This is a genomic window from Pseudomonas sp. SID14000, from assembly GCF_002165135.1.
Taxonomy (GTDB): Bacteria; Pseudomonadota; Gammaproteobacteria; order Pseudomonadales; family Pseudomonadaceae; genus Aquipseudomonas.
Genome location: NZ_NFZQ01000009.1, coordinates 61,155 through 85,737 on the forward strand (window position 1 = coordinate 61,155; position 24,583 = coordinate 85,737).

Below are 24,583 nucleotides of genomic sequence, written 5' to 3' on the forward strand. Positions count from 1 at the left end.
AGTACCTGTGGGAGCGGGTTTACCCGCGAAAGGGCCGGAACAGGAGGGCACCAATCAGCGCCCCAATTCGCATTGAAATCCGATCCATGTTTAACTTGAACGCTTGTTCAATGAAAAACGCTGGTCCGCTGCCGGTGTTCAACAGGAGGATTCCTTTGCTGAACCCGTTCATTCCGAACCTTACGTCATTCGACGAGGTGCACCCCCAATGAGTGCATCGGCCCCTTCACTTGCCAACGGCAAGATCCGCATGAACCCCCCCGTGTTCTATTTCGCGGCAAGTTTCATCCTCATCTTCGGCCTGGTGGTCATTTCCTATCCACAAGCAGCAGGCGACTGGCTGCTGGCGGCGCAGAACTGGGCGGCCAACACGGTCGGCTGGTACTACATGCTGGCGATGACGCTATACCTGGTCTTCGTGGTGGTCACCGCCTTGTCCGGCTACGGCAAGATCAAGCTCGGTGCCGACCACGACGAGCCCGAGTTCAGTTACCTGTCGTGGGCCGGCATGCTGTTCGCCGCCGGCATCAGCATCACCTTGTTCTTCTTCTGCGTTTCCGAACCCTTGACCCACATGCTGCAGCCGCCCCAGGGCGAAGCGGGCACGGCCGAGGCCGGGCGCCAGGCGATGCAGATCCTGTTCCTGCACTGGGGCCTGCATGGCTGGGGCGTGTTCGCCTTCGTCGGCATGGCGCTGGCCTACTTCGCCTACCGGCACAACCTGCCGCTGGCCTTGCGTTCGGCGTTGTACCCGCTGATCGGCAAGCGCATCAACGGGCCGATCGGTTATGCGGTGGACGGCTTCGGCATCATCGCCACGGTGTTCGGCCTGGGTGCCGACATGGGCTTTGGCGTGCTGCACCTGAACGCCGGCCTCGACTACCTGTTCGGCATCGACCACAGCCAGTGGGTGCAGGTACTGCTCATCACCCTGATGATGGGCGCGGCGGTGGCCGTGGCCGTCGCCGGGGTGGAGAAGGGCGTGCGGGTGATGAGCGACATCAACCTGTTCCTGGCCTGCGCGCTGTTGCTGTTCGTGTTGTTCGCCGGGCCTACCCAGCACCTGTTCAACACGCTGATCCAGAACCTCGGCGACTACCTGGGGGCCTTGCCGCGCAAGAGCTTCGACGTCTATGCCTACGGCGAGAACCGCGACTGGCTGGGCGGCTGGACGGTGTTCTACTGGGCCTGGTGGATTGCCTGGGCGCCGTTCGTGGGCCTGTTCATCGCCCGCATTTCCCGTGGCCGCACCATCCGTGAGTTCGTCTTTGGCGTGCTGTTGATTCCGCTGGGCTTCACCCTGGCGTGGATGTCGATCTTCGGCAACAGCGCCCTGGACCAGGTCATCAACCACGGCATGACCGCGCTGGGCCAGTCGGCGCTGGATAACCCGTCGATGAGCCTGTACCTGCTGCTGGAGACCTACCCCTGGAGCAAGACGGTGATCGCCGTGACGGTGTTCATCAGCTTCGTGTTCTTCGTCACCTCGGCCGACTCGGGCACCGTGGTGCTGTCGACCTTGTCGGCCAAGGGCGGTGATGCCGACGAGGACGGGCCGAACTGGCTGCGCATCTTCTGGGGCGCGATGACGGCGCTGATCACCAGCGCGCTGTTGTTCGCCGGTAGCATCGATTCGCTGAAGTCGGCGGTGGTGCTGACTTCGTTGCCGTTCTCGCTGATCTTGCTGTGCATGATGTGGGGGCTGCACAAGGCGTTCTACCTGGAATCGCAACGGCAGATTGCGCAGATGCATTCGCTGGCCCCATTCGCCCAGTCACGCCGTGGCCGTGGTGGCTGGCGCCAACGCCTGAGCCAGGCGGTGCACTTCCCGTCGCGTGATGAGGTGTACCGCTTCATGGACGACGTGGTGCGCCCGGCGATTGCCGACGTGCGCGAGGTGTTCGAGCAGAAGGGCCTGGTGCTGATTACCCAGGACGACCCGAGCCACGATAACGTCAGCCTGAAAATTGGCCATGGCGAGGAACAGCCGTTCATCTACCAGGTGCAAATGCGTGGTTACTTCACGCCATCGTTCGCCCTGGGTGGGCTGGGTACGCAGGAGTTGAAGAACCGTCGTTATTACCGGGCGGAGGTGCACCTGAGCGAAGGCAGCCAGAACTATGACCTGGTGGGCTACAGCAAGGAGCAGATCATCAACGACATCCTCGACCAGTACGAACGGCACATGCAGTTCCTGCATCTGGTCAGATAGTAACCTGTACCGGCCTCTTCGCGGGTAAACCCGCTCCCACAGGTATAACACTGGCTTCAATACTGGTGCGGTACCTGTGGGAGCGGGTTTACCCGCGAAGAGGCCGGCACTGCTGATGCATCTCTATCAGAAGGGCGCATCCCCGAGGATGGTCGCCCGGTGCATCACCCGTCGGTTCGGCCGGTAGTCATCCACTGCAAAATGCTGGGTCACGCGGTTGTCCCAGAAGGCCACGTCATTCTCCTGCCACCGCCAGCGAATGCTGAACTCCGGCCGCGTTGCATGGGCGAACAGCAGTTTCAGCAGCGCCTCGCTTTCCAGCTCGCTCAGCTCATTGATGCGCGTGGTGAACCCCTCATTGACGAACAACGCCTTGCGCCCGCTCACCGGATGCGTGCGCACCACCGGGTGCGAAAGCGGCGGGTTGTTGCGCCGGGTGGCTTCCCAGCGCGCCAGGTCTTCCGGCGTGGTGCCAAAGCGCTCCAGCGGGAACGACTTGGTGAAGTCATGGGTGGCGGTCAGCCCGTCGAGCATCTCGCGCAGCGGCGCCGACAAGGCTTCGAAGGCAGCGATGCCGCTGGCCCACAGGGTGTCGCCACCATAGGCCGGCAACTGCTTGGCGCTGAGCACCGCGCCCAGGGCCGGGGTCGGCAGGAAGGTCACGTCGGTGTGCCATACGGCGTTGTCGCGCACATCGGTCACTGCCGTGTCGAGGATCAGTACCTGCGGGGTTTCCGGAACGTTGGGGTAGATCGGGTGGATGTGCAGGTCGCCGAAGCGGGCGGCAAAACGCGCCTGCTGCTGCGGGTTTATCGGCTGGTTGCGGAAGAACAGTACCTGGTGCTGCAGCAGCGCCTGTTCGATGGCGTCTCGTTCTTCGGCGCTGATATCGCGGCTGATGTCCACGCCACTGATCTGGGCGCCTAGCGCCGGGCTGAGGGGGGTGATGGTCAGGCTCATGTCGGTCTCTTCAATCAGGCGCCAGGCTGCTGGCGTGGTCAACAGGATTCAGTGGCTCTGCCCGTGCCAAGGCACCAGCTTGCGCTGCAGGGCACGCAGGCTCATTTCCAGGGCGAAGGCGATCAGGGCGATCAGCAGGATGCCCAGCACCACCACATCGGTAACCAGGAACTGCGCCGCCGACTGCACCATGAAGCCCAGGCCGCTGGTGGCGGCAATCAGCTCGGCGGCCACCAGGGTCGACCAGCCGACCCCCAGGCCAATGCGGATGCCGGTGAGGATGTCGGGCAGGGCGCTGGGCAGGATCACGTGGCGGATCAGTTGGGCCTTGGTCGCACCCAGCGACTGCGCGGCACGCAGCCTGGCCGGGTCGACCGTACGCACGCCAGTGGCGGTGGCGATGACGATGGGGGCGAAGATCGCCAGGTAGATCAGCAGTACCTTCGACAGCTCGCCGATGCCACACCAGATGACGATCAGCGGCAGGTAGGCCAGCGGCGGGATCGGCCGGTAGAACTCGATCAGCGGGTCGAGAATGCCGCGGGCCACGCGGTTGTAGCCGATGGCGATACCCACCGGGATGGCGGTGAAGGTGGCGGCCAGCAGGGCTACGCCGATGCGCCCCAGGCTGGCACCCAGGTGCTGCCAGAGGCTGGCATCCATGTAGCCCTGGGTCAGCAGGGTTCCGGCCTTGGCCAGGATGTCGGCGGGCGAGGGCAGGAACAGCGGCTCGATCCAGCCGGCCGCCGTCACCAGCCACCAGGCCAACAGCAGGCTGGCCAGGCTCAAGATACTGATCCAGCGGGTGGGCAGGGGGCGGCGCAGCCTGGCGGTTGGCCGTGGTTGGGCGTTGCGTTTGCCGGCGACCGGCAGGTCCAGGCTGCTCATGCGCGCTCCTGCAGGCTTTGACGTTGAGAGAACACCCGCGACAGTACGTGCTCGCGGGTTTCGATGAAGGCCGGATCGGACTTGATCGCCCGCGCCGATTCACCCGCTGCGTAGCGCTGGCCGAAGTCCAGTTGCAGGCGCTCCACCACGCGCCCCGGGTTTGGCGCCAGCAGCACCAGCTCGCTGGCGAGGAACACTGCTTCTTCGATGTCGTGGGTAATCAGGAACACCGGTTTGGCGGTGCGTTGCCACACCTGTAGCAACAACTCTTGCATCTGCTCGCGGGTGAAGGCATCAAGTGCGCCGAACGGCTCGTCCATCAGCAGCACCCGTGGGTCGGCCGCCAACGCCCGGGCCAGGCCCACACGCTGTTTCTGGCCACCGGACAATTGCCAGATACGCCGCTCGCCAAAGCCGTCGAGGTCGACCAGGGCCAGCATTTCGCGGGCCTTGGCTTCACGCTCGGTGCGTGGTACGCCGGCCAGTTCCAGCCCGAAGGCGACGTTGCCCAGCACGTTCTGCCAGGGCAGCAGCGCATCGTCCTGGAACACGACGCCACGCTCGGCGCCGGGGCCCTGGACGGGCACGCCGTCCAGGGTGATGCGTCCGCCGCTGGGGGCGACGAAGCCGGCGATCAGGTTGAGCAGCGAGGTCTTGCCGCTGCCGGAGGGCCCCAGGGCCACCAGCAGTTGGCGCGGCCCCAGGCTCAGGTTGATGTCGGCCAGTACCGGGGTTTCGGCACCGGGGTACTGTGCGCTGATACGCTCCAGTTCGAGCAAGGCCATGGCAGGCTCCGGTCGGTTTCTACAGGCTTAGTTGGGGAGGTACTGGGCGCTGACGTATGGCGAGTAGTCCGGCAGCACCGAGTCGACCTTGCCTTGTTGCTTGAGGAAGGTGGCCGTGTCGGTCAGCGCCTGGGTGGTCGGCGCGCCCAGTGCATTGGCCTGGTCGGCGGCCAGCGGGTAGACGTTGCCCTGCAGCAGTACCGGGATGTCGGCAGGCTTGGCGCCCGACAGTTTGGCCAGCTTGCTCACGTTGTCGGGGTTGGCCAGCCAGGCTTGCGGGTTCTTGCGGTAGTCGGCGTAGGCATCGAGGGTGACCTTGGCAAAGGCCTTCACCACGTCCGGGTGCTTGGCGGCGAAGTCCTTGCGTACGATCCAGGCGTCGAAGGTCGGTGCGCCTTTCTCGGCCAGCTCGCCGGAGGTGATCAGCACCTTGCCGTTTTCCTTGGCCACGCCCAGGGCGGGGTCCCAGACATAGGTAGCGTCGATGTCGCCGCGCTTCCACGCGGCAATGATCGCCGGTGGCGCCAGGTTGAGGATCTGCACCTTGGACGGGTCGATGTTCCAGCTTTTCAGTGCGGCCAGCAGGCTGTAGTGACCGGTGGAGACGAACGGCACGGCGACTTTCTTGCCGACCAGGTCTTGCGGATTCTTGATGCTGTCGCGGGCGACAAGTGCTTCACCGGCGCCAATCTGCGTGGCGATCAGGAACGTCTCGACCGGCAGCTTGCGGGTTGCGGCAGCGGCCAGCGGGCTGGAGCCTAGATAGCCGATCTGCACATCGCCGCTGGCTACGGCGGTGATCACGTCGGCGCCGTTGTCGAATTTGCGCCAGTCGATACTGGCCTTGCTGGCTTTTTCGTAGTCGCCATCGGCCTGAGCCACCTTGGCTGGGTCGACAGTGGTCTGGTAGGCCACGGTCAGGTCGGCAGCCTGGGCCAACCAGCTGGCGCTGGCGAGGGTCAGGGCGGCGAACAGGCGCAGCGGAGCGTGCGGGATCATGGTGAACCTCTCGTCAGGCAATCGATGTGATGGATGACGAGAAGGCTAAGTGATCTAAGAAAGCTAAAATAAATAACTTTTTGGCATTAGCTTAGGAGCCAATTGCTTTAACCGCTACGCGGTCCCTGTAGGAGCGGCCTTAGCCGGGGAGGGTGGTGATTTGGCTCAATGGCGAAACCCGAGAAGGCTGCTAGGATTTTTCGTCCCGATAGAACAATACGGAATTAGGTTATGAGCAAACGTTTGCAAATAACCTTATGTTATTAAAAGTTTGGCGATGCTAACGAATGGCAGTAACAGTTCCTAACATATTCCTTAAAAATCTTACCAATTCATAAAACAGTCATTTTGGATTTATAGGATTGTCATTATCCTGTAGCGCAGGTGGCGTCTTAGACCAAAGTCGCGAAACGTTTAGAAACGATTGACTTTCCGGTCACGCTTTGGGACTAAATCGCCAATCCACGGTGAGCGGGGCAGCAGATCCCGCCGCCAGAGATACACAAGAATTAGAACGTAGAGGAGCAAAACATGTACAAGTCCAGCCTGGCCCTGGCCGTGGCACTGGGGGTTCTCGCCCAACAAGCAGGCGCTGCCGGTTTCGTCGAAGACAGCAAGCTGTCGCTCAGCTCGCGCACCATGTACTTCAACGATGACAACCGCGAAGGCGGTATCGACCAGAAAGAAAGCGGTCAGGGCTTCAAGCTCGACTACCTGTCTGGCTTCACCGAAGGCACCGTAGGTTTTGGTGTTGACGTTCAAGCGCTTTGGGGCATTCACCTGGATGGTGGCCGTGGTAGCCGTCCAGATGCCAACAACACCTTCTTCCCAAGCGACTCCGATGGTTCGGCAGTCCACGACTGGGCACGCATTGGAGGCAACGCCAAGGCTCGCTTCTCTAAGACCGAGGTTCACTACGGCAGTGCCCTGGCGCCTATGCTGCCGATTCTGGTCTCCAACGATGGTCGTCTGCTGCCGCAGACGTTCGAGGGCGGCACCCTTCAGTCGAAGGAAATCGACAACCTGACCATTAACGCAGGTCAACTGACCCACGCCATGGGTCGTGCTTCGAGCAACCGTACTGGTCTTTCGGTTTCTGGCGCCTTCCGCGACAGCAACAAGTTCCAGTTCGCCGGTGGTGACTACAAGCTCACCCCAGACCTGACCCTGCAGTACTACTACTCGAATCTGGAAGACTTCTACAAGCAGCACTTCCTGGGTGCCACTCACGTCTTCAAGATTGCTGACAACCAGTCGTTCAAGACTGACCTGCGCTACTTCGATAGCCGCAGCGACGGGAAGAATGGCGAGACCGGTTACGCCTTCGACAACAACGGTGGCTATGCGAAGAACGCAGGCGAGGTCGACAACAAGACCTGGAGCGCCATGTTCACCTACACCTTGGGTGGCCACGCGCTGATGGTCGGTCACCAGCAAGTGGGTGACGATGGTGGTTTCGTCTGGCTGAACCAAGGTAGTGTCCGCAAGGACGGCGCCACTTCTTCGCTGGAAGGCAATGGCGGCTCGAGCTTCTACCTGTTCACCGACAGCATGATCAACCAGTTCGCCCGCGCCGGTGAGAACACCACCTTCGGTCAATATTCCTATGACTTCGCGGCACTGGGCGTTCCGGGCCTGAAGGCTTCGGTGGCCTACTTGCGTGGTGACGATATCCGCAACAAGTCGGGCGACGGCAGCTACAACGAATGGGAACGTGACGCACGTGTCGACTACACCCTTCAGCAAGGCGCCCTCAAAGGCCTGGGCTTCAGCCTGCGTCAAGGCGTCTACCGTGGTAGCGGTGAAAGCTCCGCGGACAAAGACCAGACTCGCTTTATCGTGAACTACACTTACAACTTCCTGTAAGCCGTAGCTGAACAAGAAGCCTCGCCTAGAGCGAGGCTTTTTTGTGTCTGCAATTTCGTATGCTTAATAGTTATAAATAAATCAGTATTTATTCTTTTTATTTTTAATCGAAAGCAGGCACATTGAACCCACACGGTACAGAACCCAGCACAGGAGCCGCAGCCCATGAGCCTAAAACTCGGCGATATCGCCCCCGATTTCGAACAGGATTCCAGCGAAGGCAAGATCCGCTTCCACGAGTGGCTGGGTGACAGTTGGGGGGTGTTGTTCTCCCATCCGGCCGACTTTACTCCGGTGTGCACCACCGAACTGGGCCTGACCGCCAAGCTCAAGGACGACTTCGCCAAGCGCGGGGTCAAGGCCATTGCCCTGTCGGTCGACCCGGTCGACTCGCATCACCGCTGGATCGATGACATCAACGAAACCCAGAACACCGTGGTCAACTTCCCGATAATTGCCGACGCCGACCGCAAGGTGTCCGACCTGTACGACCTGATTCACCCGAATGCCAGCGACACTCTGACCGTGCGCTCGCTGTTCGTCATCGACCCGAACAAGAAGGTGCGCCTGACCATCACCTACCCGGCCAGTACCGGACGTAACTTCAACGAAATCTTGCGGGTGATCGACTCGCTGCAACTGACCGACAACCACAAAGTCGCCACACCAGGTAACTGGCAGGACGGTGACGACGTGGTGATCGTGCCTTCGCTGAAGGACGAGGAAGAGATCAGGCAGCGCTTCCCCAAAGGTTACCGGGCGGTCAAACCCTATCTGCGGCTGACCCCGCAACCCAACCGTTAAAGGATTCCTCGTTGCATTGCTCTTAGCCATAGCAGGGATTTTCGGGCCGTTTCGACGGCCCTTTTTTATGCCTGCTGAAACCGTGTTGGCTTCTTCGCGGGTAAACCCGCTCCCACAGGGATAGCGCAAGTCTCAGGCCTTGTGCGGTCCCTGTGGGAGCGGGTTTACCCGCGAAAGGGCCAAAGCAGGATATTGATAAAATGGAATAAATAAATGAAAAAATATGATTTCTAGATATATGCGGCGACTGTTAATGTCACCTCCAGTATCTGAGCGGCCCAACCCGCTTCGCCACCTTACTCGCCCGACAACGAGGCAAGCAGGTGCAACCCGAACCCACTCGCACAGGAGAGCGCCATGCGCACAGTCTTCTTGCGTCGCGGTCTGGTCGCCCTGTTTGCGGCGGCTGTGTCCTTCGGCGCCATCACCCAAGCCCAGGCCGAGAGCCTGCGTATCGGTTACCAGAAATACGGCACCCTGGTGCTGCTCAAGGCCAAGGGGACGCTGGAAAAGCGCCTGGCCGAGCAGGGCGTGCAGGTGCAATGGACCGAGTTCCCTGGCGGCCCGCAGCTGCTTGAAGGGCTGAACGTCGGCTCCATCGATTTTGGCGTCACCGGCGAAACCCCACCGGTATTCGCCCAGGCCGCCGGTGCCGACCTGCTGTACGTCGCCTATGAGCCGCCAGCGCCGCACAGCGAGGCGATCCTGGTGCCGAAGGGCTCGCCGATCCAGTCGGTCAAAGACCTCAAGGGCAAGAAAGTCGCCCTCAACAAAGGCTCCAACGTTCACTACCTGCTGGTTCGCGCCCTGGAAGACGCAGGCCTGAAATACAGCGACATCCAGCCGGTGTACCTGCCCCCGGCCGATGCCCGCGCGGCCTTCGAGCGTGGCAGCGTGGATGCCTGGGTGATCTGGGACCCGTACCAGGCTGCCGCCGAGAAACAGCTGCAGGCTCATACCCTGCGCGACGGCAAGGGCCTGGTCGACAACCATCAGTTCTACCTGGCCACCCGCAACTACGCGACCCAGCACCCGGCGGTGATCAACACCCTGATCGAAGAAGTGCGCGCCGTGGGTGAATGGTCCCGGGCCAACCCGCAGGAAGTAACCGACCAGGTCGCGCCGCTGCTCGGCCTGCCCACCGACATCACCCTGACCTCGGTCAAGCGCCAGGGCTACGGTGCCGCGCCGCTCACCGCCGACGTGGTGGCCGCGCAGCAGAAGATTGCCGACACGTTCCAGGCGCTGAAGCTGATTCCCAAGCCGCTGAGCATCAAGGACGTGATCTGGACACCCCCGGCCAAGGTCGCCAGTGCGCCTTGATTGATTCGCCTGCGCCGGGGCGCCGCCCTGGCTGAGCCCCCCTTGAGGAGACAACTCCAATGAGCCTTAACATTTTCTGGTTCCTCCCTACCCATGGTGACGGCAAGTACCTGGGCACTTCCGAGGGCGCCCGCGCCGTCGACCACGGCTACCTGCAGCAGATCGCCCAGGCAGCCGACCGGCTCGGCTTTGGTGGTGTGCTGATCCCTACCGGGCGTTCCTGCGAGGACTCCTGGCTGGTCGCGGCATCGCTGATCCCGGTGACCCAGCGCCTGAAATTCCTGGTCGCCCTGCGCCCCGGGATCATTTCGCCGACCGTGGCGGCACGCCAGGCAGCAACCCTTGATCGCCTGTCCAACGGCCGCGCGCTGTTCAACCTGGTGACCGGTGGCGACCCGGACGAGCTGGCTGGTGACGGCCTGCACCTGAACCATCGGGAACGTTATGAAGCCTCTGTCGAGTTCACCCGCATCTGGCGCAAGGTGCTGGAAGGCGAGGTGGTCGACTATGACGGCAAGCACATCCAGGTGAAGGGCGCCAAACTGCTTTACCCGCCGATCCAGCAACCACGCCCGCCACTGTATTTCGGTGGTTCCTCCGAAGCCGCGCAGGACCTGGCCGCCGAGCAGGTCGAGCTGTACCTGACCTGGGGCGAGCCACCGGCAGCCGTTGCCGAGAAAATCGCCCAGGTGCGTGAAAAGGCTGCCGCCCAAGGCCGCGAAGTTCGCTTCGGCATCCGCCTGCACGTGATCGTGCGGGAAACCAACGAAGAAGCCTGGGCCGCTGCCGACAAGCTGATCTCGCACCTGGACGACGACACCATCGCTCGCGCCCAGGCCTCGCTGGCACGCTTCGACTCAGTCGGCCAGCAACGCATGGCCGCCTTGCACAACGGCAACCGTGACAATCTGGAAGTCAGCCCCAACCTGTGGGCCGGTGTTGGCCTGGTGCGTGGTGGTGCAGGTACCGCACTGGTGGGGGATGGCCCGACCGTCGCGGCAAGGGTCAAGGAATACGCCGAGCTGGGCATCGATACCTTCATCTTCTCCGGCTACCCGCACTTGGAAGAGTCGTACCGGGTGGCCGAGCTGCTGTTCCCGCACCTGGATGTGCAGCGCCCGGAGCAAGCCAGGACCGGCGGTTATGTGAGCCCGTTTGGCGAAATGGTAGCCAACGACATCCTGCCCAAGTCTGTCGCACAAAGCTGAGGGCCAGGCCATGAGTCGTGCAACTTCCAACAACCTTGGCCAGCGCCTGGCGCCATGGGCGCTGCCGGTACTGCTGCTGGCTGCCTGGCAACTGGCGGTCAGCGCCGGCTGGCTGTCGACGCGCATCCTGCCCGCACCCAGCGCCGTGGTCAGCGCCGGCGTCGAGCTGCTGCGCAGTGGCGAGATCTGGACCCACCTGGCCATCAGTGGCTGGCGTGCCGGGCTGGGCTTCGTGATTGGTGGCAGCATCGGCCTGGTGCTGGGTTTCATCACCGGCCTGTCGAACTGGGGCGAGCGCCTGCTCGACAGCTCGGTACAGATGATTCGCAACGTGCCACACCTGGCGCTGATCCCGCTGGTGATCCTGTGGTTCGGTATCGACGAATCGGCAAAGATCTTCCTGGTCGCGTTGGGTACGTTGTTCCCGATCTACCTGAACACCTACCACGGCATCCGCAATGTCGACCCGGCGCTGGTGGAAATGGCGCGTAGCTATGGCCTGTCCGGCTTCAGCCTGTTCCGCCAGGTGATCCTGCCGGGCGCGTTGCCTTCGATCCTGGTAGGCGTGCGCTTTGCCCTGGGCTTCATGTGGCTGACCCTGATCGTTGCCGAAACCATTTCGGCCAATGCCGGCATCGGTTACCTGGCGATGAATGCCCGTGAGTTCCTGCAGACCGACGTGGTGGTGCTGGCCATTGTCCTGTATGCCGTGCTCGGCAAGCTCGCCGACCTCGCCGCCCGCGGCCTGGAACGTGTGTGGCTGCGCTGGCACCCGGCCTATCAAGTGGCGAAGAAGGAGGGGGCATGACTGTACTCAAGGAACAGCCGCCGCGCCTGCTGCGTGGCATCCCGCTGGCTTCCAGCGGCCTGCGCAAGACCTTTGGCCAGCGCGAAGTGCTGAAGGGCATCGAGCTGCACATTCCGGCCGGCCAGTTCGTCGCCATCGTCGGCCGCAGCGGCTGCGGCAAGAGCACCTTGCTGCGCCTGCTGGCTGGCCTCGACCAGCCCACTGCAGGCCAGTTGCTGGCCGGTGCCGCACCGCTGGAACAAGCCCGCGAAGAGACCCGCCTGATGTTCCAGGACGCGCGCCTGCTGCCCTGGAAGAAGGTGATCGACAACGTTGGCCTGGGCCTGTCTGGCGACTGGCGCCCGCGTGCGCTGGAAGCTTTGGAGTCAGTTGGCCTGGCCGACCGTGCCAATGAATGGCCGGCTGCGCTCTCGGGTGGCCAGAAGCAGCGCGTCGCCCTGGCCCGGGCGCTGATCCACCAGCCGCGCCTGCTGCTGCTGGACGAGCCGCTCGGTGCGCTGGACGCCTTGACCCGTATCGAGATGCAGCAACTGATCGAACGCCTGTGGCGTCAGCACGGCTTCACCGTGTTGCTGGTTACCCACGATGTCAGCGAGGCAGTCGCCGTGGCTGACCGGGTGATCCTGATCGAGGACGGCGAGGTTGGGCTCGACCTTACTGTCGACCTGGCACGGCCTCGGGCGCGTGGTTCGCACCGCCTGGCCGCGCTGGAAAGCGAAGTGCTCAACCGTGTTCTGTCGGCCCCGGGCGCTGCGCCCGAGCCGGATCCTGTAGCCCCTTTGCCCACGCAGTTGCGTTGGGCGCACTGAATGACTCACTCACCAGACTGAAGCCATAGAGAAGGAATCAAATCATGACCATCAAAGCCATCAACGTTCGCAACCAGTTCAAAGGCACCGTGAAGGAAATCCTCGAAGGCCCGGTACTGTCGGAAATCGACGTGCAGACTGTCTCGGGCATCGTCACTTCGGTCATCACCACCCGCTCCGTGCGTGAGCTGGAATTGCAGGTGGGGAGTGAAGTGATTGCTTTCGTGAAATCGACTGAAGTGTCCATTGCCAAGCTGTAAGCATTCACCACCCGGGCTGCTTGGCAGCCCAGGTGGTGATGCAGCATCAACTGGTCGGACGCAGGTTGCCGAATAGCTTGTTGGCTTGCGTCTCGCTCATGCTGCCTCGCCACGCGCCGTCGCCCAGGTCGCGTTCACTTGCCAGTTTCAAGTGGCCGGCTTCCAGGCGTGTGAAGCCTTGCGTCGGTTTCTGCCGAAAATGGAAGTGGGCATACCACAGTGCTTGCTGGGTTCCTGCTTCATTGATGCGATATTCCTCCAGGTATTCGACAGGGTTGCCCTTGCGGTCCACCTTCGGTTTCAAGGTACGCGACCAGACAATCTCCACTGCTTTCTCTTCAAGTAGGTATTCCAGGTAGCCGACGGTAGGCTTGCTGGTCGCTTTGCTCTGGGCGATGCGCAGTTGGCGGCCAAATGTCTGCATTTGCTCTGCGGCGGTTTCCAGCCTCTGCGTCAGTGCGCTTTGCTCAGCGGTCATCGCGCTGCCTGCTTTCTGGCGAATCCTGTCGGCTATGAAGCGCAGTTGCTGTGCGTGCGCTTGGGCGATGTCTTCCAGATCAACGGGCACTGCTTGCGGTGTCTGGTACTGGCGCAGCCTGGCCTGCTGCCTTGGGATATCGTCCAGGCGGGCAGACGCGGTTTCCATCAGGTTCGACATTGTCTGTGTGGGTGCCGCGCGTTCTGGCGCGGCCAATTGCCATTGGCCTTCCTCGTTCCTGATATAGACGGTATGGGAGGTATCGGAGTTGGGCTGGTTGATACGCATGCGTGTCCGCCCTTGCTCGACGAACTCATTGCCGATCAGTGGCCCCTCCACCGTCTCGAACAAACGCGGTCGGCTTGCGCCACGGCCGGGTTGGGGAGCAGGGCGTTGCCGGGCTGCATTGGCCTTGCCCAGGATTTTCTCGATCTCATCGACAAGCTGGCGCAGGAGCTGGCGGAACGCTTGGGTTTCATTGGGCGACAGCAAGTCCTGGAAGTTGTCCTCCCACGCGGTGACATGGCTCAGGAAGCGAGCGTAGTGGCTTTGCGCACTGGTCAGAAAACTGCGCTCCTGGGCCCGGGTAAGGCTGGCATTGGGCATCTGCAGGTGGCTGTAGAGGGTGCTACGCAATGCAACACCTTGTTCATGGAAGTGCACCATGAATGCACCCATCTGTGGATGTTCGACGGCGCTTGCATTGAACAGCGTCGTCGAGAGGACGGATGCCCGAACGAGTTGTGCATTGGCCACGTCAAGCGTCAAACCCGTGCCTTCTACTTTCCTCAGGTAATCGGTCAGTGCCTTGCCCTGCAAGACATTGCGCCTGGCGTGATGACGAATGGCCAAGCGTTCTACCTCGAGCAAGGTAGCGATCATTTCCCTGTTTGCCATCAGCGAGTCTTGTGTCAGGCGCCTTACCAATGCGGTGGGGGCCGTGGTCCCGGGCAGGGCCTGGATTGCATTGACTGCGAGCCTTACCTGATCTGTGGCCATGGCAAAACGGTCGGCCACCAGGTGCATATCGAGAACGCTCATTTCGCTGATGTTCTCCTCACACAGTGAAGTGAACCTGGTGTAATCCGCCCTGCTCAGCGTTGCTCGGTGCTCCCTGAGACGCGCAATGCTGCGCGCGTTGAACTCGATATTCTGGTTGAGTTCATCGCTCAGTTGGTTGCGTGCGTTGACGATTGTTGCCTTTTGCGAATTGGTCAGTTCTACCCCTTCGGCGGCCTGTCGTTTGGCTGTTTGGTAGGCCGCCTGTTTGGTACGCATGCGTGTGACGATGCGTTTCAGTTCGTCGTTTATGTCATGTGCGAGCTCCATGCCGGTCAGCCGTGGGGGCTGTCGACGAAGCACCATGCGCCAGTAGGCAACGCCATGGTTGTAGAGGGTCGTGAGTGCACCACCGCCACCCGCAAGGCCGTTGTCGACCAGAAGACCGCTCAGCCTGCCAGGGGTTTCCCATATCCCCTGATCACTCAGCCGCACTGCTTGACGGTAGGAACGGGTGCCCTGGGGTTCGAGCCTCCAGGTAGCGTGTGTCGGATCCCACTCGACGGCGTGCCATACGTTATTTCGCGCAATGTACTGTTGCCGGGTTTCCACATGTTGGAATACCCCCATGCCTTGCGGGTGCGTTGAGCGCACCATTGGGCCTGCGGGCAACTCCACCTCATAACCGGCGAATGGGTTGGGCGGCATCTTGCGAATCCCGGCCACAGGTCGAAGGGGGTCATGACGTTGGCGTTGCAGGGTCAGCTGGCGTGCTGCCGTCGCAGGCCCAGCGGGGGTGGCGGCCAGCGGCGCTAGCGTGAGGACGGCATCGGTCAATGACTGTAGCAGGCTGGTCAGGTGTTGAAGGCCCTCTTCCACATTGCCTGCCGCAAAGGCTCTGACGGCGGCGTTCGCCACCTGCCAGCCATCGTATAGCGCGATGGCCGTGCCCACGCCAGGCAAGAAGCAAAGTGCCAGTTTCAGCCCCATGAAGAAATGATGATCGAAGGTGTCGGCTGCCGTTAGCGCCAGGTCGGCCTGGCTGCGTGAGGTGGTGCGGTGTTTGCGGATTCGCTCGCCCATGTCCAGGTGAGACTCATGCGCCGACAAGGATTCGGAGCGCGCCGAACCGATACCGATGAAGCCGCTGAAGTTCTTTTGCAGTGCAGTCTTGATGTAGCTCTCATGGTGGTCCGGGTCGCCAGACTGGGCCTGGGCAGCCAGAAAGCGGGCCATCTTGTCGTCCAGCGCCATGTTTTGCAGGGCCTGGCAGGCATCGGCGGGGCTTGTGTACTGGCTGATGACGTTGCCATTGGGCGCATCCGGTATATACAGCAGTACAGGGCCTGTCGAACCCTTTATGACATAGATGGCTGAAAGCCCAACACTGTCGCTTGAGCCGTCTGCTGCCTCGCCAGGCCTGAGCAGTATCGAATGATAGGCGATCGTTCTGGCTGCCGCGGTATCGGCCTGTTCCTGGCAAAATTGCTCCAGCAGTTGTTGGCCATTGGCGTCAAGGCTGGTCGGCCTGGACAGCACCAGCAGTCGCAGACGATCCTGGTAAGGGGTACGGAGGGTTTCCTGGCGCCACTGCACCTGCCAGGGCGACTCCTGCGTAAACCCCTGGTACGCATTGATGATGCGTTTTTCATAGCTGCCCGCGATGTCCAGTTGCTCGATCAGTTTGACAATGTAGGCCGGGGTAACGGTTTTTTGCAGCAAGGGGCTGGCTGCCGGCTCGAATTTGATCGTGGCATTGCCCAACCGCAGGCGCAGTTCGCCATCCAGTGCCCAAAGCATGAATGCCTCCAGGGCAACGTCACTACGCGTTTCGCTGAATACTGCTACCTCTCTTGCTCCGGCCCCGCCCGTTGCCGATTGGCCGGTCACAATTTTTTTCATGGTGACGCTGTCGGCGATGTCGAGGGTAATTTGCGGTATTTTCTGCAGGTTGAATTCGCTGTGCAGGTGTTGATGCAACTTGAACCGCGCGAATTCCTGGCGCGGTGGCAGGCTCAGTTTGAGCAACTCGCCCGAGGCCTGTAGGGAACGTTCCAGGGTGCCTATCTGGATGGCAAGTTCGGTCAGCTGTTCTGTGCCAAGGTGTCGCATTGGTGTCAGTTGCGTCTGGATATGGCTGCTGCGGTTCTGTTCCGCGAAACGTGCCAGAGCACGCGCCCTGGCGCGGTTTTCACTTATGCACAGGCGCTGCCTGGTTTGTTCCCGAGTAGCACTGGCAGGGAGCGCGCTGATGATGGACTGTACGCAGTGCTGCATGAAATGCGTGAGAATTGGCGGGTGCTTGAGCGTTACCACTGGCGAGTTGGCCAGCACCTCGAAAAGCTGTGAGGTGTCGGTTGGCAGGGCACATTCCAGCAGTGCGTCGGGCCATGCGCCATGGAGGGTCGCCAGCAGGCGTCTGGTGAGCTCGGCCTCGTTCCTGAAGGCCATGAGACCGCCACGTTGGCCCGGCCTGTACAGCAGTACCGTGTCATCCTGGGTTACGTCGTCTTCCTTGAGGGTGGCACGGAATGTCATGTAGCCGCACAGCTGCCACGTGTGGTCGGCGGCGACCAGTTCCAGGGTGCAGGCCTGTACATGGCGTTGCAGGCCAGGTACAGGCCTGTCGATGAGCTGTTCGACCCAGTCCAGATGGGTGGCTGACAGGTCGCCTAGCGTATTCTGCAAGCGTGCTTCCTTAAGCAATGCCTGGCACAACCCCTGACTGATCTGTTCTGCCCGGGTTCGTTCACCGCTGTTTGCCTGCAGGTCGGTGTTCCTCACCTGGTCGGGAAGCTTCAGCAGAAAGGTGTCCATTTTATCCTGCAGCAGTTCCAGCGCTGCCTGGCGGTCTCGCAACAGCGTCACCTTGGCCGAAGAGGGTTCTACTTCCCCATCCAGATACTGTTCCAGCAGTGCAGCCTGGTGCTCGATACGCTGATTGCGCCAGCCTATCGGCGTGTGCTGCTCCAGGCAGGCAAAGTGAACCTCTTCGTCCGCCAGTGCGGTGTCGGCTGCTACCACTTCGTCGATGCTGGCTTCGACTGTGGGAGGCAAGGATTCCCGGATGATCGCGTTTCGTGTGGACTCCCAGTTCTCCAAGTCAGTCCAGTCTAGTGGGCCGGTTTCGCTTTGCTTGCTGGCCTGCAGCAGATGGTGGTCGGAAATCTCCTGGAATTGCAGCAGATTTTCCGCGATTAACGCTTTGAAGCCATCCTCATGAATCCTCGTGACGATGACGTTGTCGCGCGTGCCTGTGGTAATCGGCGACCGTGGGTCCGACCAGAACCAGAAGCGATTCAGGAAGATCCATTCGCGCATGCTTTCAAGGCTAGTGAACGCCAGGACAGTGTTCTGGGCGCTCGGCATGTAGACCAACCAGCTTGTATCGTTGGTTTGGGGGCCGATCAATAGTGCTGACGTGCTGGTAAGCCGGTTTCCGGTTGGAAGGCGCCATTCCACCTGGGCATGACGCAGTTCGGTCTGTTTACCTTGCAGCCAGTTTTTGCTGCCCAGCTTGCCGATACCAAATGCAATATCCAGGCTGCTGGAGAAGTGTTGGTATAACAGGTCGCTTGCGTGATTTTGCCGCGAGACCGCAGTCCCCGGCATTCGCCCCTTCCAGTAGTCGCTATAAGCGCGCAGTTTTGCAGCGTTCACAATCGGCGTGAGGTCGGTTGTCCAATCTGCGACTGTCCATTCGGCGTGTGCCGGCGATTGGTCGAAACCCCATGTGGACCAATCGGAAAAGGAGTTGGCGAACACCGGGCTAGCCAGCAGGCGAGCGGCGAAGGTCAGCATGGTTACTTGACTATCGCCATCGAGCAGGCCGCAAGTGTCGGGGTTTACCTGTAGGTGGGTTTGCAACGTGCTGCGCACAGTCTGGCGCAAGGTGGGGGCTTGGCTTAACAGGCTTCGCAGTTGCTCGGTGCTATGCTTTTGCGTTTGCCGAGCGGCCACGAGTAGATTGCTTTTGCCGGCCAATTGGTGGCCGATGATGGCCGAATCGGCGAGAGGCAGTGCCTTGACGATGTCGGAATGGCTGCTTTCTGATGAGGGCATGAACAATGATCTCTTTGAGGATGCGCGTGCGCTGAAGCCTCATTGGAAAGATCGTAGGGTTCTGCCGGGCGGTAGATATTTATCGGCTCAGCTGGAACTGCGCTTAGGCAGGAAAGGCGGCAGGTAGAGCGACATATATGCCTCGAACACGCGCATTCCTTCTTCTGCCATGCGGGGCGTAATCTGTTCGAACAGCTGCATCGAGCGGGCATAGACACGGTCGCTCAGTTCCATGGCCAGGGCAAAGACATCCACATCGCTCGGCATTGTCGGTAGCTGGAAATGCCGATCGAACAGGCTATGCATCAGCCCGCCCAGTTCCATATCGTGCTGGCGGTCGGCCTGCACCACCTCGCTCAACCCATGCTGGGCGAGGATCAACTGACGCGCCGCGGCATCCTCGTTGTAGATATCGAGCATGCGCTGTTCAATCAGCCGCGACAGTTGATGCCAGGTGGTGAATGCACGGCTGTCGATCGGCGCACTCAGGGCCTCGCGAAACGCCCGGTGCACATCGGCCGTCAACGCCTCCAGCAACGCCGGCACGCTGGCGAAGAAGTGGTATACCGAGGACGGTGGAATCTGTGCGCGCTCGGCCACGCTGTAGATCGACAGTGCGGCCACCCCTTGGTCGGTCAGCAGCTCGCGGGCAGCTGCCAGGATCGCCTCGATCCTGGCCTGGCTGCTGGCGCGCGGCTTGCGCGGGGTGGCAGTGCGGTTCATCAGTTGCTGATCGCCAGGATGCTGGCCTGGTAGGCGCCGACGAACAGGTCGAAGTCACCGACTTCCTGCTGTTCCAGGCGCGACTGTTCGGCCAGCGACTCGCGAGCCAGGGTTTCGAAGGCTTGCTGACGTTCGGCGGGCAGTGGTTGCTCGCGGAAGGTTTCGGCGTGTATGCGGCTCTGGCGCAGGGCGAACTTGACGAAGCTTTCATCATGCTCGGTCATGCGCGCCAGCACCTGGGCCGATGGGGTCAGCGAGGCGTCGTCGACTTTGGCCTGCTGAGCATCCAGGGCCTTGTCGTGTTCTGCGCCGCCTTGCGCCTGGTCGAGCAGCTTGGCCAGTGGCCGGATACGCTCGATCAGCTCGCTGGCCCAGTCCTTCAGGCCGATCGGCTGGCCATTGCGGCGCAGTTCCAGGCCCGGGCGACGGCCCTCCTTGACCACGGTCAGGAAGTTGCTGGTGCACTGGCCGCATTCGCCGTTGTCCAGTTGCGGGCTGTCTTCCAGCGCGCAGAACAGCAGGAATGCGTCGAGGAAGCGCGCCTCGGTCAGGTCGATGCCCACCGGCAGGAACGGGTTGATGTCCAGGCAGCGCACTTCCACATACTGCACGCCACGCGAGGTCAGGGCCTGGATCGGCCGCTCGCCGGTGTAGGTGACGCGCTTGGGGCGAATGTTCGAGTAGTACTCGTTCTCGATCTGCAGGATGTTGGTGTTCAGCTGTACCCACTCACCATCCACGTGCGTGCCGACTTCAACGTAGGGCGGGTAGGGCGTGCCCACCGCCTTGCGCAGGCTGTCGGTGTAGCTGGCCAGGTTGTTGTAGCACGGCGTGAGGCCAGCCTGGGCATTGCTCTGGTAGCCCAGGTCGCTCATGCGCAGGCTGGTGGCGTAGGGCAGGTACAGGGTTTCGGCGTCCAGCTCCTCAAGCTGGTGCGGGCGGCCACGGAGGAAGCCTTTGTCCAGGGCCGGCGAAGCGCCGAACAGGTACATCAGCAACCAGCTGTAGCGGCGGAAATTGCGGATCAGCGCGATATAGGCTGACGACTGGTAGTCGCGGTCGCTCTCGCTGCCGCCTTCGGCGGCGCGCAGCAGCGGCCACAGCGCTTCGGGCAGCGAGAAATTGTAATGGATACCGGCGATGCACTGCATGGTGCGGCCGTAGCGCAGGGCCAGGCCCTTGCGGTAGACGTGCTTGAGCTTGCCGATGTTCGAGCTGCCGTACTCGGCGATCGGGATGTCCTCCTCGGCTGGCAGCGTGCAGGGCATCGATGGGCTCCACAGGTATTCGTTGCCCAGCTTGCTGTAGACGAAACGGTGGGTCTCTTCGAGGCTCTCCAGCACCTTGGCCGGGTCGGGCAGGGCTGGGGTGATGAACTCCAGCAGCGACTCGGAATAATCGGTGGTGATCTGCTCGTTGGTCAGCGCCGATCCCAGGGCTTGCGGATGCGGGGTCTGGGCCAGGCGACCTTCGTCGGTCACGCGCAGGCATTCGCGCTCAATACCGTGCAGGCACTGCTTGAGCAGAGGGAGATTGGCGCCGAGCAGGCTCAGGCGGCGGTTGAGGAGGTCGCTCAAGTTGTATTCCTTCACGCGTCAGTCGCCCCAATATGGGGGTAGAGATAACGGTCTACAAGGGTAGGAAGAAAGGAACTGGCGTTGTCGCCTGGTTAACGCGGATCCAGCAGTGCCAGCGCACTGCTGAAAATACCGCAGATACTGCTTGGTGAGCTAGAGAACCGCGAAGGTTCCTTGCGCTTTCGCCACCAGCTTGTCGCCCTGGACTACGTCGGCGTCGACTACCAGGGTGCGCCGCCCTGCGTGAAGCACACGGGCGGTGCACAGCACCTCGCCGTCACTGACGGCGCGCATGTAGTTGATCTTGCATTCGATGGTGACGCTTTGCTGGTCAAAGCCATGGCTGGCCGAGCAGGCCAGGCCCATGGCGATGTCCACCAGGCTGAAGATCGCCCCGCCATGCAGCTTCTGGCCACGGTTGCGCAAGTGTGGCTCGAGCGCCAGGGCTACCTCGGCAACACCTGTTTCCAGGCGTTGCAGGCGGCAGCCGAGGAGCTGGCTGAAGGCGCTTTCGACGTATTCGCGTGGAACCTCCATCACTTCTTTTTCAGTTGCTTGGCGTTGGCGAACAGCGCAGCCATGGCGTTGTTGGCCGGGGCCGCAGTGGCGGTTTCGCGCTGGCGCGGCGCCTGCTGCTGGCGGTTGCCGCTATTGCCACGGTTACCACCGCGGTTGCCATCGACTTTCTCGCCAGGGGTGTCGCTCATGCGCATGGACAGACCGACGCGTTTGCGCGGGATGTCCACTTCCATGACCTTGACCTTGACCACGTCGCCGGCCTTGACCGCTTCACGCGGGTCCTTGACGAATTTCTCCGACAGCGCCGAGATGTGCACCAGGCCATCCTGGTGCACGCCGATGTCGACGAAGGCGCCGAAGTTGGTGACGTTGGTTACCACGCCTTCGAGGATCATGCCCGGTTCCAGGTCCTTGAGGTCTTCGACGCCGTCCTGGAAGGTAGCGGTCTTGAACTCGGGGCGCGGGTCGCGGCCAGGTTTGTCCAGCTCTTGCAGGATGTCGGTGACGGTCGGCAGGCCGAAGGTTTCGTCGGTGAACTTCTTCGGGTCCAGGCGCTTGAGGAAGCTGCTGTCCCCGATCAGCGAGCGAATGTCGCGGTCGGTATCGGCGGCAATACGCTGCACCAGCGGGTAGGCCTCGGGGTGCACTGCGGAGGCGTCCAGCGGGTTGTCACCGTTCATCACGCGCAGGAAGCCGGCGGCCTGTTCGAAGGTTTTCTCACCCAGGCGGCTGACCTTTTTCAGCGCCGCGCGGGTGGCAAACGGGCCGTTGGCATCGCGGTGGGCGACGATGTTCTGCGCCAGAGTGGCGTTGAGCCCGGAGATGCGCGTCAGCAGCGCCACAGAGGCAGTGTTGACGTCCACACCCACGGCGTTCACGCAGTCCTCGACCACGGCGTCCAGGCCTCGCGCCAGTTTCAGCTGGGACACATCGTGTTGGTACTGGCCGACACCGATGGATTTCGGGTCGATCTTCACCAACTCGGCCAGCGGGTCCTGCAGGCGGCGGGCAATCGACACGGCACCACGGATCGACACGTCCAGGTCCGGGAATTCGCGGGCGGCCAGCTCCGATGCGGAATACACCGAAGCGCCGGCCTCGGAGACCATGACTTTGGTGATCTTTAGCGCCGGGTACTTTTTAACCAGTTCTGCCACCAGTTTGTCGCTTTCGCGGCTGGCGGTGCCGTTGCCGATGGCGATCAGCTCCACCGAGTGCTTGGCGCACAGTGCGGCCATGATGGAAATGGTGCGGTCCCAGTCGTTCTTCGGCGCGTGCGGGTAGACTGTGGTGTGGTCCAGCAGCTTGCCGGTGGCGTCGACCACGGCGATCTTGCAGCCGGTGCGCAGGCCCGGGTCGAAGCCCAGTGTGGCGCGTGGGCCGGCCGGGGCGGCCAGCAGCAGGTCGTGCAGGTTGTGGGCGAACACGTTGATCGCCTCGCTTTCAGCGTTATCGCGCAGTTCGCCGAACAGGTCGGTTTCCAGGTGGGTGTACAGCTTGACCTTCCAGGTCCAGCGCACCACCTCGCCCAGCCACTTGTCGGCCGGGCGGCCGCGGTTCTCGATACCGACGTGGTTGCCGATCATCAGCTCGCACGGGTGCAGGGTGCCGGGCAGTTCTTCGCCGACTTTCAGTGAAGCGCTCAGCACGCCTTCGTTACGCCCGCGGAAAATGGCCAGGGCGCGGTGCGACGGGGCGTTGCGCAGCAGTTCGTCGTGGGCGAAGTAGTCGCGGAACTTGGCGCCTTCTTCTTCCTTGCCAGGTACGACGCGGGCGCTCAGCACCGATTCTTGCTTGAGGAAGCTGCGCAGCTTGTCGAGCAGGGCCGCGTCTTCGGCGAAGCGCTCCATGAGGATGTACTTGGCGCCTTCCAGAGCAGCCTTGACGTCGGCCACGCCTTTGTCGGCGTTGACGAAGCGCGCGGCTTCGCTTTCCGGGGCCAGGTCCGGGTCGTTGAACAGGCCGTCGGCCAGCTCGCCGAGGCCGGCTTCCAGGGCGATCTGGCCCTTGGTGCGGCGCTTCTGCTTGTACGGCAGGTACAGGTCTTCGAGGCGGGTCTTGGTGTCGGCCAGCTTGATTTCGCGGGCCAGTTCCGGGGTCAGCTTGCCCTGCTCCTCGATGCTGGCCAGGATGCTGGCACGGCGCTCGTCGAGTTCGCGCAGGTAGCGCAGGCGCTCTTCCAGATGGCGCAGCTGGGTATCGTCCAGGCTACCGGTCACTTCCTTGCGGTAGCGGGCGATGAAGGGCACGGTCGAGCCTTCGTCCAACAGGCCCACGGCCGCCTCGACCTGCTGGGGGCGTACGCCCAGTTCCTCGGCGATACGGCTGTTGATGCTGTCCATGTAAACCACCTGACATTTGTGAATACGGGGGTCGCCTGTGGGCCTGTCGCCCGGCGGCGCTGGATGAAAGCCGCGCATTATACCCATCGCAAACGGCTTGCGGTGATGGCGCCCGGCCAGCCGGAACTGGCGCCGGGGGAAAAATCTGCTAACAATGCTCACGCAACGTGCAGCAATGGCTACGCCATAATGCGCGGCGATATCAGAGGAGTTATTCATGACCGGCACGCCAAACACCGCTGAAGGTGAAAAGATTCTCATCGTCGACGACGACCCGGGGCTGAGCAGCCTGCTGGAACGTTTCTTCACCAGCAAGGGCTACCGTGCCCGCGCGGTGCCCAACACCGAGCAGATGGACCGCCTGCTGCAGCGTGAGGTGTTCAATCTGGTGGTGCTCGACCTGATGCTGCCAGGCGAGGATGGCCTGTCGGCGTGCAAGCGCCTGCGCCAGCAGAACAACCAGATCCCGATCATCATGCTCACTGCCAAGGGCGACGAGCTCAGCCGTATCAAGGGCCTGGAACTGGGCGCCGACGACTACCTGGGCAAGCCGTTCAACCCGGACGAGTTGATGGCTCGGGTAAAGGCCGTGCTGCGCCGCCAGGCACCCAGTGTGCCGGGTGCACCGGGCAGCGAAGACGAGTCGGTCACCTTCGGCGACTACGAGTTGTCGCTGGCCACCCGCGAACTCAAGCGTGGCGACGAAGTGCACATGCTCACTACCGGTGAGTTCGCCGTACTCAAGGCGCTGGTGATGCACGCACGCGAGCCGCTGACTCGCGACAAGCTGATGAACCTGGCCCGTGGCCGCGAATGGGATGCGCTGGAGCGCTCTATCGACGTACAGATCTCGCGCCTGCGCCGCATGATCGAGCCGGACCCGTCCAAGCCGCGTTATATCCAGACCGTCTGGGGCGTGGGTTACGTGTTCGTGCCGGACGGAAACGCCGGTAAATGATGC

The 24,583-nt window shown here is 62.0% G+C and carries 18 protein-coding genes; 9 read left to right on the forward strand and 9 right to left on the reverse strand.

From position 1 onward, the window contains the following. Positions 1-250: 250 nt before the first annotated feature. Complete coding sequence (betT, locus tag CAY82_RS14895; protein ID WP_170931082.1) at positions 251-2,212, forward strand: choline transporter BetT; 1,962 nt, start codon at positions 251-253, stop codon at positions 2,210-2,212. A gap of 126 nt (positions 2,213-2,338) precedes the next feature. Here the strand turns inward: betT and tauD are convergent, their stop codons facing one another. From tauD to tauA, 4 genes are read right to left on the reverse strand one after another with little or no spacing between them, the layout of a single operon-like run. Then, complete coding sequence (gene tauD, locus CAY82_RS14900) at positions 2,339-3,172, reverse strand: taurine dioxygenase (protein WP_087501904.1); 834 nt, start codon at positions 3,170-3,172, stop codon at positions 2,339-2,341. A gap of 48 nt (positions 3,173-3,220) precedes the next feature. Continuing rightward, positions 3,221-4,060 (reverse strand): taurine ABC transporter permease TauC, encoded by an 840-nt coding sequence (gene tauC / locus CAY82_RS14905; protein ID WP_087501905.1) that lies wholly within the window; start codon positions 4,058-4,060, stop codon positions 3,221-3,223. Next, positions 4,057-4,845, reverse strand: a complete 789-nt coding sequence (tauB, locus tag CAY82_RS14910; protein ID WP_087501906.1) for a taurine ABC transporter ATP-binding subunit — start codon at positions 4,843-4,845, stop codon at positions 4,057-4,059. The genes tauC and tauB overlap by 4 nt, the downstream gene beginning before the upstream one ends. Positions 4,846-4,872: 27 nt before the next feature. After that, positions 4,873-5,844: a taurine ABC transporter substrate-binding protein gene (gene tauA, locus CAY82_RS14915; RefSeq protein ID WP_087501907.1), complete on the reverse strand. Its 972-nt coding sequence runs from the start codon at positions 5,842-5,844 to the stop codon at positions 4,873-4,875. Positions 5,845-6,375: 531 nt separating this feature from the next. Between tauA and CAY82_RS14920 the strand changes: the two genes are divergently transcribed. The 7 genes from CAY82_RS14920 (at position 6,376) to CAY82_RS14950 (ending at position 12,922) form a co-directional block, all read left to right on the forward strand. After that, positions 6,376-7,710, forward strand: coding sequence for an OprD family porin (locus CAY82_RS14920; RefSeq protein WP_087501908.1), 1,335 nt, complete (start codon positions 6,376-6,378; stop codon positions 7,708-7,710). Positions 7,711-7,875: 165 nt separating this feature from the next. After that, positions 7,876-8,514, forward strand: a complete 639-nt coding sequence (locus CAY82_RS14925; protein ID WP_087501909.1) for a peroxiredoxin — start codon at positions 7,876-7,878, stop codon at positions 8,512-8,514. 357 nt (positions 8,515-8,871) lie between these two features. Next, positions 8,872-9,837, forward strand: a complete 966-nt coding sequence (locus tag CAY82_RS14930; protein ID WP_087501910.1) for a sulfonate ABC transporter substrate-binding protein — start codon at positions 8,872-8,874, stop codon at positions 9,835-9,837. Positions 9,838-9,896: 59 nt separating this feature from the next. Further along, on the forward strand, positions 9,897-11,045 hold the full coding sequence (ssuD, locus tag CAY82_RS14935) for an FMNH2-dependent alkanesulfonate monooxygenase (RefSeq protein WP_087501911.1): 1,149 nt from the start codon (positions 9,897-9,899) through the stop codon (positions 11,043-11,045). Between the two features lie 10 nt (positions 11,046-11,055). Next, entirely contained in the window at positions 11,056-11,853 is a 798-nt protein-coding gene (gene ssuC, locus CAY82_RS14940; RefSeq protein ID WP_087501912.1) for an aliphatic sulfonate ABC transporter permease SsuC, read from the forward strand. Next, the gene (gene ssuB, locus CAY82_RS14945) at positions 11,850-12,662 is read left to right on the forward strand and encodes an aliphatic sulfonates ABC transporter ATP-binding protein (RefSeq protein ID WP_013970450.1); all 813 of its coding nucleotides are present in this window, start codon (positions 11,850-11,852) and stop codon (positions 12,660-12,662) included. Before ssuC ends, ssuB begins: the two co-directional genes overlap by 4 nt. Positions 12,663-12,706: 44 nt before the next feature. Then, a complete protein-coding gene (locus CAY82_RS14950) occupies positions 12,707-12,922 on the forward strand; it encodes a molybdopterin-binding protein (protein WP_087501913.1) in 216 nt (71 codons plus the stop codon). 46 nt (positions 12,923-12,968) lie between these two features. Here CAY82_RS14950 and CAY82_RS14955 read toward each other — a convergent pair whose 3' ends face one another. The 5 genes from CAY82_RS14955 to CAY82_RS14975 form a co-directional block, all read right to left on the reverse strand. Beyond that, entirely contained in the window at positions 12,969-18,461 is a 5,493-nt protein-coding gene (locus tag CAY82_RS14955) for a DUF6543 domain-containing protein (protein WP_087501914.1), read from the reverse strand. Positions 18,462-18,548: 87 nt separating this feature from the next. Next, a complete protein-coding gene (locus CAY82_RS14960) occupies positions 18,549-19,184 on the reverse strand; it encodes a TetR/AcrR family transcriptional regulator (protein ID WP_087501915.1) in 636 nt (211 codons plus the stop codon). Continuing rightward, positions 19,184-20,761 (reverse strand): glutamate--cysteine ligase, encoded by a 1,578-nt coding sequence (gshA, locus tag CAY82_RS14965; RefSeq protein WP_170931080.1) that lies wholly within the window; start codon positions 20,759-20,761, stop codon positions 19,184-19,186. Before gshA ends, CAY82_RS14960 begins: the two co-directional genes overlap by 1 nt. 153 nt (positions 20,762-20,914) lie before the next feature. After that, positions 20,915-21,298 carry a PaaI family thioesterase gene (locus CAY82_RS14970; protein ID WP_087501917.1) on the reverse strand — a complete coding sequence of 128 codons (384 nt, stop codon included), beginning with the start codon at positions 21,296-21,298 and terminating at the stop codon, positions 20,915-20,917. After that, complete coding sequence (locus tag CAY82_RS14975; RefSeq protein ID WP_087501918.1) at positions 21,298-23,622, reverse strand: Tex family protein; 2,325 nt, start codon at positions 23,620-23,622, stop codon at positions 21,298-21,300. The genes CAY82_RS14970 and CAY82_RS14975 overlap by 1 nt, the downstream gene beginning before the upstream one ends. Before the next feature lie 217 nt (positions 23,623-23,839). Between CAY82_RS14975 and ompR the strand changes: the two genes are divergently transcribed. After that, complete coding sequence (gene ompR, locus CAY82_RS14980) at positions 23,840-24,580, forward strand: two-component system response regulator OmpR (RefSeq protein ID WP_087501919.1); 741 nt, start codon at positions 23,840-23,842, stop codon at positions 24,578-24,580. Positions 24,581-24,583: the final 3 nt, after the last annotated feature.

Bases quoted from the DNA above. Each gene is read 5' to 3' on its own strand.
- betT (WP_170931082.1), top strand. From the start codon at position 251: ATGAACCCCCCCGTGTTCTATTTCGCGGCAAGTTTCATCCTCATCTTC.
- tauD (WP_087501904.1), bottom strand. From the start codon at position 3,172: ATGAGCCTGACCATCACCCCCCTCAGCCCGGCGCTAGGCGCCCAGATC.
- tauC (WP_087501905.1), bottom strand. From the start codon at position 4,060: ATGAGCAGCCTGGACCTGCCGGTCGCCGGCAAACGCAACGCCCAACCA.
- tauB (WP_087501906.1), bottom strand. From the start codon at position 4,845: ATGGCCTTGCTCGAACTGGAGCGTATCAGCGCACAGTACCCCGGTGCC.
- tauA (WP_087501907.1), bottom strand. From the start codon at position 5,844: ATGATCCCGCACGCTCCGCTGCGCCTGTTCGCCGCCCTGACCCTCGCC.
- CAY82_RS14920 (WP_087501908.1), top strand. From the start codon at position 6,376: ATGTACAAGTCCAGCCTGGCCCTGGCCGTGGCACTGGGGGTTCTCGCC.
- CAY82_RS14925 (WP_087501909.1), top strand. From the start codon at position 7,876: ATGAGCCTAAAACTCGGCGATATCGCCCCCGATTTCGAACAGGATTCC.
- CAY82_RS14930 (WP_087501910.1), top strand. From the start codon at position 8,872: ATGCGCACAGTCTTCTTGCGTCGCGGTCTGGTCGCCCTGTTTGCGGCG.
- ssuD (WP_087501911.1), top strand. From the start codon at position 9,897: ATGAGCCTTAACATTTTCTGGTTCCTCCCTACCCATGGTGACGGCAAG.
- ssuC (WP_087501912.1), top strand. From the start codon at position 11,056: ATGAGTCGTGCAACTTCCAACAACCTTGGCCAGCGCCTGGCGCCATGG.
- ssuB (WP_013970450.1), top strand. From the start codon at position 11,850: ATGACTGTACTCAAGGAACAGCCGCCGCGCCTGCTGCGTGGCATCCCG.
- CAY82_RS14950 (WP_087501913.1), top strand. From the start codon at position 12,707: ATGACCATCAAAGCCATCAACGTTCGCAACCAGTTCAAAGGCACCGTG.
- CAY82_RS14955 (WP_087501914.1), bottom strand. From the start codon at position 18,461: ATGCCCTCATCAGAAAGCAGCCATTCCGACATCGTCAAGGCACTGCCT.
- CAY82_RS14960 (WP_087501915.1), bottom strand. From the start codon at position 19,184: ATGAACCGCACTGCCACCCCGCGCAAGCCGCGCGCCAGCAGCCAGGCC.
- CAY82_RS14970 (WP_087501917.1), bottom strand. From the start codon at position 21,298: ATGGAGGTTCCACGCGAATACGTCGAAAGCGCCTTCAGCCAGCTCCTC.
- CAY82_RS14975 (WP_087501918.1), bottom strand. From the start codon at position 23,622: ATGGACAGCATCAACAGCCGTATCGCCGAGGAACTGGGCGTACGCCCC.
- ompR (WP_087501919.1), top strand. From the start codon at position 23,840: ATGACCGGCACGCCAAACACCGCTGAAGGTGAAAAGATTCTCATCGTC.